Source organism: Streptosporangium sp. NPDC049376 (assembly GCF_044466505.1).
In the GTDB taxonomy this organism is placed as follows: Bacteria; Actinomycetota; Actinomycetes; order Streptosporangiales; family Streptosporangiaceae; genus Streptosporangium.
This window is the reverse complement of record NZ_JBITMT010000043.1, coordinates 1-9,901: the sequence shown is the minus strand read 5'-3', so window position 1 is coordinate 9,901 and position 9,901 is coordinate 1. Positions and strand designations below refer to the sequence as shown.

The window sequence follows — 9,901 nt, the reverse complement described above, 5'->3', positions numbered from 1 at the left end:
CCCACATGCACAACCTCGCCCTCACACCATGACCACGACAGTCACCACCCCGGCCCCGAACTGCCTAAACACCACCTTCTGCAACAAGCTTTAGACACCCTCGGGGTCGGGGGAGGACAGCCACTCGTCGATCTCCCTGAGGATCTCCTTGCGGACGCTCTCGGGGGCGGCGGAGGCTCTGATCGACTGCCGGGCCAGCTCGGCCAGCTCCGCGTCGCGGAAGCCGTACACCTGCCTGGCCAGCTCGTACTGGGGCAGCAGCCTGGCGCCGAACAGCAGCGGGTCGTCGGCGCCGAGCGCGATGGGCACCCCCGCCTCGAACAGCCGCCGCAGCGGCACGTCCTGCGGCCGTTCGGCAACCCCGAGGCCGACGTTGGAGGTCGGGCAGACCTCACACGTGACCTGCCGGTCAGCCAGCCGCTCCATCAGCCGTGGCGACTCGGCCGCCCGCACGCCGTGCCCGACCCGGTCGGCGCCGAGCTCGTCGAGGCACTCGGCCACACTGGCCGCCCCCATCAGCTCCCCACCGTGCGGTACGGCCAGCAATCCGGCCCGCCTGGCCAGCCTGAAGGCCCCGTCGAAGTCACGGGCCCGGCCCCTGCGCTCGTCGTTGGACAGCCCGAAACCGACGACGCCCTGGTCCATGTGGTGCGTGGCGAGCCTGGCGAGCGTCTTGGCGTCCAGGGGGTGCTTCGTGCGGTTGGCGGCGACCACGAGCGCCACTCCGATGCCCGCGTGCGCCGAGGCTTGGCGCGCCGCGTCGAGCATCAGCTCAAGGGTGGGAGTGAGACCGCCGAACCGGTGGGCGTATCCCGAGGGGTCGACCTGGATCTCCAGCCAGCGAGACCCCTCGGAGACCTCGTCCTCCGCGGCCTCCCGCAGCAGCCGGTAGACGTCGGACTCCCGCCGTAGCACCGCCCGCGCGATGTCGTAGAGCCGCTGGAAACGGAACCAGCCCCGCTCGTCGGTCGCCCGCAGCCGGGGCGGCCAGTCCTGCTCAAGCGCGTCCGGCAGGTGCAGACCCTGCTCACGGGCGAGCTCGATCAGGGTCGTGTGCCGCATCGAGCCGGTGAAGTGCAGGTGGAGGTGGGCCTTTGGCAGGTCGGTGAGCGGGCGTGGCATTTCCATATGGTGCCGTATGCCGGGCACCGCACGGTGCCACACGCCGAACCCGCTCCCACGGAGCCGGAGGGCGGGCCGCCGGGCGGCGCCGTACACGCCGCCCGGCGGTGGACCTCAGACGGGTCTCAGGTGGGCCTCAGCCGACCTGGCCGAGGAACTTGGCCACCCGGCTCACGCCCTCGACGAGGTCCTCGTCGCCGAGCGCGTAGGAGAGCCGGAAGTAGCCGGGGGTGCCGAAGGCCTCGCCGGGGACGAGGGCGACCTCGGCCTCCTCAAGGATGAGCTCGGCCAGCTGGGCGGACGTCTCAGGACGCCTGCCACCGAAGTCCTTGCCCAGCAGCTCCTTGACCGACGGGTAGGCGTAGAAGGCGCCCCTGGGCTCGGGACAGAGCACGCCCGGGATCTCGTTGAGCATGCGGACCATGGTCTGGCGGCGGCGGTCGAAGGCCTCACGCATCTTCGCCACGGCCGACAGGTCGCCGGACACGGCGGCCAGGGCGGCGGCCTGGGCCACGTTCGAGACGTTGGAGGTGGCGTGCGACTGCAGGTTGGTCGCGGCCTTGACGACGTCCTTCGGGCCGATCAGCCAGCCGACCCGCCAGCCGGTCATGGCGTAGGTCTTGGCGACGCCGTTCAGCACGACGACCCGGTCACCCAGCTCGGGGACGACGGTCGCGATGCTCGCGAACGTCGCGCCGCCGTAGGTGAGGTGCTCGTAGATCTCGTCGGTGACCACCCACAGCCCGTGCTCGGCCGCCCAGCGGCCGATCGCCTCGACCTGCTCGGGCGAGTAGACCGCGCCCGTCGGGTTGGACGGGGAGACGAACAGCAGGGCCTTGGTGCGCTCGGTGCGGGCCGCCTCGAACTGCTCGACGCTCGCGAGGTAACCGGTGGTCTCGTCGGTCACCACGTCCACCTGGACACCGCCCGCGAGCTTGATGGCCTCGGGATAGGTCGTCCAGTAGGGGGCGACGACCAGAACCTCGTCACCCGGGTCGAGGAGCGTGGCGAAGGCCTCGTAGACGGCCTGCTTGCCACCGTTGGTGATCAGCACCTGGGCCGCGTCGACCTGGTAGCCGGAGTCGCGCAGCGTCTTGTCCGCGATGGCCTGCTTCAGCTCGGGCAGGCCCCCGGCCGGGGTGTACTTGTGGAACCTGGGGTTGCGGCAGGCCTCAACGGCGGCCTCGACGATGTAGTCGGGAGTCGGGAAGTCCGGCTCGCCCGCGCCGAAGCCGATGACCGGGCGGCCCGCCGCCTTCATGGCCTTGGCCTTGGCGTCCACGGCGAGCGTGGCGGACTCGGAGATCGCGGAGATGCGCGCTGAGATGCGAGGACGGGTCATGCCTTCCATGGTTACAGATCTGTGAGGCGCCCCCCGCCTCCCGCCGGTTTTTCCGTACGGCGGGCCGTAGGGGAGGGGAAAGGCTGTGACGTGGGAGATCAGGGTGAGGCGGGGGGTCGATCACCTGCCGGTTCGACGTGGGGGCCATTCCCACGTAGACTCCCGCATGTTCCTAACCGCCGCGTGCACGAACTCGGCGGTCGGGACCCGTGAGCCACGGACAAACTTCGGTCCAACCGATGTATGGTGGTTCATGTCTTAGGGCACTAGCGCAATTGGTAGCGCACCGGTCTCCAAAACCGGCGGTTGGGGGTTCGAGTCCCTCGTGCCCTGCGAGGAGCGGTCCGCGCATCAGGGCGTCTAGCGCGCCGCAGACATGCGTTGGACTCGACGAAGCAGGTGAGGACTGTGGCGATCGACACGCGCGGCGAAACCGCAGACAAGCCGAGCGGTGAGAAGAAGGCCAAGCGCACTTCTCCCGCCCTCTTCTATCGGCAGATCATCGCTGAACTACGCAAGGTCATCTGGCCTACGCGCAAAGAGCTTCTCTCGTACACCACGATTGTCATGGTCTTCGTTCTGATCATGGTCGGGGTCGTGTCCGGACTCGACGCGTTGCTCACCGAAGGTGTGCTGCGGATCTTCGGCGGAGCCTGAGGCCGGACCCCGGCGGATCGCCCCCCGTAATTTCATCAGCCCATCGACGAAAGAGAATGAGCCACCGTGTCCGAGTCTCCACAGCCGGCCGGCGAGTCCCGCGAAGAGCGGACTGACGAGCCGGAGCAGGTCGTCGACGTCGCGGAGGACTCGCTCGACGCCGACACCGAGACCGACGAGGTCACGGCCGACGTCGACGAGGACGAGGCAGAAGAGGCCGGGCAGACCGGTGAGGTCGACGAGGACGGCGACGTCCTGCCCGATGTCGACCCGATCGAGGAGTTCAAGCGCCAGCTGCGCGGCCAGTACGGCGAGTGGTACGTCATCCACTCCTACGCCGGTTACGAGAACCGCGTGAAGTCGAACATCGAGACCCGCACGCAGTCCCTCAACATGGAGGACTACATCTTCCAGGTCGAGGTGCCGACGCACCACGTGACCGAGGTGAAGAGCGGTAAGCGTCAGCTGGTCAAGGAGCGGGTGCTGCCCGGCTACGTGCTGGTCCGGATGGAGCTCACCGACGAGTCCTGGTCCGCGGTGCGCAACACGCCCGGTGTGACCGGCTTCGTCGGTCTGTCGAACAAGCCCAGCCCGCTGAGCCTGGACGAGGTGGCCAAGCTGCTGGCTCCCGAGCCCTCGGAAGAGGTCAAGAAGTCGACCGTCAAGGCCACGGCCGCGACCGTCGACTTCGAGGTCGGCGAGTCCGTCACGGTCATGGACGGCCCCTTCGCGACCCTGCCCGCCACGGTCAGCGAGATCAGCGCCGAGTCGCAGAAGCTCAAGGTCCTCGTGTCGATCTTCGGTCGCGAGACCCCGGTTGAGCTCTCGTTCAACCAGGTCTCGAAGATCTGACCGATCACATAAACTAAGACGTTCGGTGGCCGTGTCTCGCGAAGCACGGCCTTCCGACATGCTCCCCGTGTCTGCGTGGGAGCCGCATCACCCCGATTAGGACCCGGAGAAGAACCATGCCTCCTAAGAAGAAGATCGCGGCACTGGTCAAGGTCCAGCTCCCCGCTGGCCAGGCCACGCCCGCTCCGCCGGTCGGTACCGCCCTCGGTCCGCACGGCGTCAACATCATGGACTTCGTCAAGCAGTACAACGCTGCCACCGAAGCCCAGCGCGGCAACATCATCCCCGTTGAGATCACCATCTTCGAGGACCGCTCCTTCACCTTCGTCACGAAGACGCCCCCGGCGCCTGAGCTGATCAAGAAGGCCGCCGGTGTGGCGAAGGGCTCGGCCGTCCCGCAGAAGGACAAGGTCGGCAAGCTCACCAAGGAGCAGCTGCGCCAGATCGCCGAGACCAAGATGCAGGACCTCAACGCCAACGACATCGAGGCGGCCGAGAAGATCATCGCCGGCACCGCCCGGTCGATGGGCATCACGATCGCCGACTGACGACAGGCGACTCGGTCCCGAGCCGGTGATCCGGCGACGGATCGGAAAACGGCGGAACGCGACGGTGGTCGTGTCCGTCACCAGGACATCGAAGTGAGTGGAAGGGCCAGGCGCTGGCCCGCACCACGGACACTCGGATTCACAGGAGTGAGCAAGTGAAGCGCAGCAAGGCATTCCGCGCGGCGGCCGCACAGGTCGACGGCGAGAACCTCTACAGCCCGGCCGCGGCGGCGAAGCTCGCCAAGGGGACCAGCGTCACCAAGTTCGACGCGACCGTCGAGGTCGCGCTGCGACTGGGCGTCGACCCCCGTAAGGCCGACCAGATGGTGCGCGGCACCGTCAACCTCCCGCACGGCACCGGTAAGACCGCCCGGGTCCTGGTCTTCGCGACCGGTGACCGTGCCGAGGAGGCCCGCGCCGCGGGCGCCGACATCGTCGGTGCCGACGAGCTGATCGACGAGGTCGCCAAGGGCCGTCTCGACTTCGACGCCGTCGTCGCGACCCCCGACCTCATGGGCAAGGTCGGCCGTCTCGGCCGCGTGCTCGGTCCCCGTGGCCTCATGCCCAACCCCAAGACCGGCACCGTCACCCCGGCTGTCGGCAAGGCCGTCACCGACATCAAGGGCGGCAAGATCGAGTTCCGTGTCGACCGGCACGCGAACCTGCACTTCATCATCGGCAAGGTGTCCTTCGGCGAGCGTCAGCTGGTCGAGAACTACGCCGCCGCCCTCGAAGAGGTGCTGCGTCTGAAGCCGTCCGCCGCCAAGGGCCGTTACCTGAAGAAGGTCACCTTCTCCACGTCCATGGGCCCCGGCATCCCGGTCGACCCGAACGTGACGCGGGCGCTGACCGCCGAGCTCGACGCCTGAGACGTCCGCTAGCAGACGCCTTCTCGGAAAGGCCTCAACCGAATGGCCATTCGGTTGAGGCCTTTCTTCGTTCCTATGGAGGAAGCGTGCCGGGATTGCCCGGCGTATGGTCATAAACAAGTCCATCGGGGGACACGAAGGAGTGAAGACCAATGCGCCGATTGGCTCCCGCACTGACACTGGGAGCGGCCGCTCTGATCGCGGTCACGGGATGCGGTGCGCAGAGCACCGGAACCCTCGGAAACGTCAAACTGGCCGCCGCCGAGGCGGTTCAGCAGAGCGCGCAGAGGGCCGGGGAGGTCACCTCGTACTCCGCGGACCTCGTCCTTGACGCCACAGGCGGCGACAGGGGCGCGGGCAAGATCCAGGGCAGCGTGGTCTACCAGAGCCAGCCTCAGCTGGCGACCGACATCACGCTGGACACGATCAACTTCGACGGGCAGAACGTCCCCGGCGGAGCCAGGGCGATCTTCACCGGTGACACGGTCTACCTGAAGTCGCAACTGCTCGCCAGGTTCGCGGGGGCGAACAAGCCCTGGCTCAAGGCCTCGATCTCCGACATCGACGCCGAGGGCCAGAAGGGCGTAAGGAGCTTCCTGGAGCAGGCCAGGCAGTTCGATCTCGCCGCGACGGTCAAGCTGCTCACCGCGTCCAAGGACGTCAAGGCCGTGGGCACCGAGACGGTCGGCGGGACCGAGACGACCCACTACAGCGGCACCTTCCCGGTGGCCGAGGCCGCCCAGGTGCTCGACCCGGCCAAGCAGGAGCCGCTCAAGGAGCGACTCTCGTCGGTCAAGGACGTGAAGTTCGACCTGTGGGCCGACGGCCAGAGCCTGCCCCGCAAGGTCACGCTCAGCGGCTCGAAGAACGGTGAGTCGTTCAACCTGACCGCGCTCTTCAAGGGCTTCAACGAGCCCGTGACGATCGCGGCCCCGCCCGCCGAGCAGGTGGGCGACCTGCCGAAGAACCCCGTCCCGAGCGGCCACTGAGGGCCCGCTGGGAACGGCTCGTGGAACCCCGTCCGGGTGACCACGAGACCCATGTACGGCCCGCCTTTCCCATCGCACCGGGGGAGGCGGGCCGTCGTGTTTTCCTGGATTCCTTCCCGAGCGGAGCCCGGTTTGGCGTTCCTCCCGCCAGGGCGTATGCTGTCAACGCCGAAGACCGCCGGTTGTCGTCAGGCCTCATGGTTCGACGACCCAAGGTTCCACTTCGTGGACGACCAGCGCAGGTGTGATGTGAGTTTCCATTTGGACTGACCTCCTCATGTGAGCCCCGTGCGCCTGCGCCCGGGGCTTGTTCGCGTCTGTGGCCCCTTGCCGGTGGCAACATCTGGAAGGAGGCCCATGGCGAAGGCGGAAAAGGCAACGGCTGTAGCCGAGCTGCGGAGCAGCTTCGAAGGCTCCAACGCTGCCGTTCTGACCGAATACCGCGGTCTCACCGTCGCTCAGCTCAAGCAGCTGCGCGTCTCTCTCGGTGAGCATGCGAAGTTCGCCGTGGTGAAGAACACGCTGACCAAGATCGCGGCCAACCAGGCCGGGATCAGCGAGCTCGACGACCTGCTCGCGGGTCCGTCGGCGATCGCGTTCGTCGAGGGCGACGTGGTCGAGGCCGCCAAGAGTCTGCGTGACTTCGCCAAGGCCAATCCCCTCCTGGTCATCAAGGGCGGTGTCGTCGACGGTAAGTCGATGAACCCGGCCGAGATCAGCAAGCTTGCCGACCTTGAGTCGCGCGAGGTCCTCCTCGCGAAGCTGGCCGGTGCCATGAAGGCGAAGCAGGCCCACGCCGCCGCCGTCTTCAACGCGCTGCCCACCAACATGGCTCAGCTCGTCGAGGCTCTGCGCGCCAAGCGCGAAGAGGCGGGCGAGTAGGTCCGCGCTGGCGGACTCAGGGGATTAGCGCATATATACCGCGGTCCCGAATTCTCAGTTTTTAGATCCATACGGAGGAATCATCATGGCGAAGCTCACCGCTGACGAGCTGCTCGAGTCGTTCAAGGAGATGACCCTCCTTGAGCTGGCCGACTTCGTGAAGCTCTTCGAGGACGCCTTCGACGTCAAGGCCGCCGCCCCCGTCGCCGTGGCCGCCGCCCCGGCCGCCGGTGGCGCCGCTCCGGCCGAGGAGGCCGAGGAGCAGGACGAGTTCGACGTCATCCTCGAGGCTGCCGGCGACAAGAAGATCCAGGTCATCAAGGAGATCCGCGCCCTGACGAGCCTGGGCCTCAAGGAGGCCAAGGACCTCGTTGACGGTGCCCCCAAGCCCGTCTTCGACGGCAAGGTCAACAAGGAGCAGGCGGAGAAGGCCAAGGCTGCCCTCGAGGGCGCCGGCGCCACCGTCACCGTCAAGTAGTCCCACCTGGCCTGAAGGCCTCGTAGGAGAGCTCGACGAGACTCAACAGAAAGAGCGGGTCCACCTGGTGCCGGTGGCCCGCTCTTTCTGCTTTCCCGGCCCGTCAGAGGCCCGTCAGGGGCGTGTCAGAGCCCGTCTGGGGTTGGTGAAGGCCTCGGCGAGGGGCGTCCGTACGACGCTCTCATGCCTTCGGTCGGCTTCTCCTGCGGCGAACTTCTCATGATTTATGGCTTTATGGGCGGTTTGTTCACTAAATCGCCATTAAATGCTCTGAAATGGGTTTGGGATGCGACCCGAAGAGCTCGCCGGGCCGTACGGCGGGGCACCGGACGGCATTTCCCCGCGTGAGCCCGAAGGTCGTTTATCGGTGGCGTCTGGGCGCCTGGGCCACGAGATCGGTGGCTCGGGATGGAGAGGGCCACGAGATCAGCGGCCTTGGCAGGGATATTTTTTTCCTGTTATGAGAGGGCGGCTCCTGGGGAGGTGGGCAAAGCCCTCCATGACGATCCGTTTGGCGGGTTATGATCCGGCGATCGGGGAGCTTTCGGCCTGAACGGCCGGCGCCACGTGATCACCGGTCCGTGTTCCGACGGACCCGCGATGGGAGAGAGCGCATGGCGGTGAACACTGCTCGGCGGGCTCGCCCGCTGAGAGTCGCCGGGTTGGTGCTGGCCCTGTTGATCGTGGCGTTGCTCGGCGCGGCGTTCTGGCTGCGCTCGGCGCTTGCGCAGGCCCAGGCGGAGGCCGACGACCGGGAGGCCGCGATACGGGCGGCGGGATCACACGCCCTGGATCTGCTCTCGGTCGGTCACCGGACCGTGGACTCTGACATCAAACGCATCTTGGACACGTCAACCGGCGCGGCGAAGGCGGAGTACGCCAGGAACGTCACGACGCTCAAAGAGACGACGCTCAGGAACAGGGTTCTCCAGACGGGCGCGCTCCGTGCCTCCGGGCTCGTCTCGATGAAGGGGAACGTCGCCAGAGTGATGGTCGTCGGGGACGCCGTCATTCGCTGGGAGGGTAGCAAACAGCCCCCGCAGGAGCGGTTCTACCAGTGGAACATGGAAGTGACCAAGATCGGGACCGCCTGGCTCGTCTCGAAGACGGAGTTGGTCCTGTGACCCGCGTCTCCCTCCTCCTGGTCGGGGTGATGACCGCCGTCGCGCTCTCGCTCGCCGCGGTGGTGTGGATCATGTTCGCGGATCTGAGCCGACTGCGTTCGGACGAGGCCGCCGGACGGGAGGCGCTCGCGACCGCCCGCTCCGTCGCCGCCGACATGCTGTCGTACGACTACCGTACTATCGAACAGGATTTCGCACGGGCTCGGGGATACACCACGGGAAACCTCAGCCAGTACTACCGGCAGCTCACCACGAGCCTGGTGCCGACGGCCAGGAAGGAGCGCGCCGTCCAGCAGGCGACGGTGGCCGGGGCCGGGGTCGAGTCGGCACGCGCCGACCGGGTCGAGGTCCTGCTGTTCGTGAACATGAGCACCGTGCGGACCATGCCGGGGGACAAGCAGCCCCGGCGCCAGATCAGGCAGAACAGGGCCCGGTTGGTCATGGTCAGGCAGGACTCCCACTGGCTCGTCTCCGAGCTGTCCACCCTGCTGGGAAACCCGCCGCCCCACTAGGTTGGCGTGGCGCTTCATTCAATTGTTATCAAAGTCTGCGTTTAGAGCTGGTTTGTGGCCGGGTACATCGTTCATCGCAGCGTCGATCGTCGGTCGTGGGTGCGTCTGGCGCTCGAAGCTTCGTAGGGCGAGGCGTTAGCCTCCCCGAGGCGCGGGTATCGTCTTGGGGCTGGTGGTTGCGCAGGTCACACGATGGGAAAACTCCCAGCGGCTCGGCTGTTCCTTGGCTGAAATGTCGGCTCACGGGCTTGACGTTTCGGCTCTGACGGGCGATGCTGCGACCAACGTGGAGAGCGCAGCGAGGGTGAACTGGACAGGTGTATGCCGTTCGGCTACACTGCCCCTTTGCGCTGCCCTTTGACGACCCGCTTCTTTTGGTGCTCCGATGCATGGTCGTCTGGCGTGCGTGTAGTCAGTCCGCCGCGAGCCCTCGGAAGGACATCTGTTGGCAGCCTCGCGCAACGCCTCCGCCGTACCCGCTGGTCCCCGTCGCGTGTCGTTCGCACGTATTCAGGAGCCGCTCGAA

The 9,901-nt window shown here is 67.1% G+C and carries 11 protein-coding genes and 1 tRNA gene; 10 read left to right on the top strand and 2 right to left on the bottom strand.

Going from position 1 to position 9,901, the window contains the following annotated elements:
• Positions 1 to 90: 90 nt before the first annotated feature.
• Both ACIBVQ_RS40430 and ACIBVQ_RS40425 read right to left on the bottom strand, forming a co-directional pair.
• Positions 91 to 1,122: an adenosine deaminase gene (locus ACIBVQ_RS40430; RefSeq protein WP_399184244.1), complete on the bottom strand. Its 1,032-nt coding sequence runs from the start codon at positions 1,120 to 1,122 to the stop codon at positions 91 to 93.
• A gap of 136 nt (positions 1,123 to 1,258) precedes the next feature.
• On the bottom strand, positions 1,259 to 2,464 hold the full coding sequence (locus tag ACIBVQ_RS40425) for a pyridoxal phosphate-dependent aminotransferase (protein ID WP_352014736.1): 1,206 nt from the start codon (positions 2,462 to 2,464) through the stop codon (positions 1,259 to 1,261).
• A gap of 260 nt (positions 2,465 to 2,724) precedes the next feature.
• On the opposite strand from ACIBVQ_RS40425, the gene ACIBVQ_RS40420 reads away from it, so the two are divergent.
• The 10 genes from ACIBVQ_RS40420 (at position 2,725) to ACIBVQ_RS40375 (ending at position 9,375) form a co-directional block, all read left to right on the top strand.
• Positions 2,725 to 2,797, top strand: a tRNA-Trp gene (locus tag ACIBVQ_RS40420).
• Positions 2,798 to 2,872: 75 nt separating this feature from the next.
• Positions 2,873 to 3,121 carry a preprotein translocase subunit SecE gene (gene secE / locus ACIBVQ_RS40415; protein ID WP_352014737.1) on the top strand — a complete coding sequence of 83 codons (249 nt, stop codon included), beginning with the start codon at positions 2,873 to 2,875 and terminating at the stop codon, positions 3,119 to 3,121.
• Positions 3,122 to 3,187: 66 nt separating this feature from the next.
• A complete protein-coding gene (gene nusG / locus ACIBVQ_RS40410) occupies positions 3,188 to 3,973 on the top strand; it encodes a transcription termination/antitermination protein NusG (RefSeq protein ID WP_362915239.1) in 786 nt (261 codons plus the stop codon).
• 116 nt (positions 3,974 to 4,089) lie between these two features.
• The gene (gene rplK / locus ACIBVQ_RS40405) at positions 4,090 to 4,521 is read left to right on the top strand and encodes a 50S ribosomal protein L11 (RefSeq protein ID WP_184712590.1); all 432 of its coding nucleotides are present in this window, start codon (positions 4,090 to 4,092) and stop codon (positions 4,519 to 4,521) included.
• Between the two features lie 155 nt (positions 4,522 to 4,676).
• Complete coding sequence (rplA, locus tag ACIBVQ_RS40400; protein WP_352014739.1) at positions 4,677 to 5,390, top strand: 50S ribosomal protein L1; 714 nt, start codon at positions 4,677 to 4,679, stop codon at positions 5,388 to 5,390.
• Between the two features lie 152 nt (positions 5,391 to 5,542).
• A complete protein-coding gene (locus ACIBVQ_RS40395) occupies positions 5,543 to 6,379 on the top strand; it encodes a DUF1396 domain-containing protein (RefSeq protein ID WP_386188470.1) in 837 nt (278 codons plus the stop codon).
• Between the two features lie 357 nt (positions 6,380 to 6,736).
• Complete coding sequence (gene rplJ / locus ACIBVQ_RS40390; RefSeq protein ID WP_352014741.1) at positions 6,737 to 7,261, top strand: 50S ribosomal protein L10; 525 nt, start codon at positions 6,737 to 6,739, stop codon at positions 7,259 to 7,261.
• A gap of 85 nt (positions 7,262 to 7,346) precedes the next feature.
• Positions 7,347 to 7,739, top strand: a complete 393-nt coding sequence (gene rplL, locus ACIBVQ_RS40385; protein WP_352014742.1) for a 50S ribosomal protein L7/L12 — start codon at positions 7,347 to 7,349, stop codon at positions 7,737 to 7,739.
• Positions 7,740 to 8,401: 662 nt separating this feature from the next.
• Positions 8,402 to 8,863 (top strand): hypothetical protein, encoded by a 462-nt coding sequence (locus ACIBVQ_RS40380; protein WP_399184240.1) that lies wholly within the window; start codon positions 8,402 to 8,404, stop codon positions 8,861 to 8,863.
• On the top strand, positions 8,860 to 9,375 hold the full coding sequence (locus ACIBVQ_RS40375) for a hypothetical protein (protein ID WP_352014744.1): 516 nt from the start codon (positions 8,860 to 8,862) through the stop codon (positions 9,373 to 9,375). Before ACIBVQ_RS40380 ends, ACIBVQ_RS40375 begins: the two co-directional genes overlap by 4 nt.
• The last annotated feature ends 526 nt before the right edge of the window (positions 9,376 to 9,901 follow it).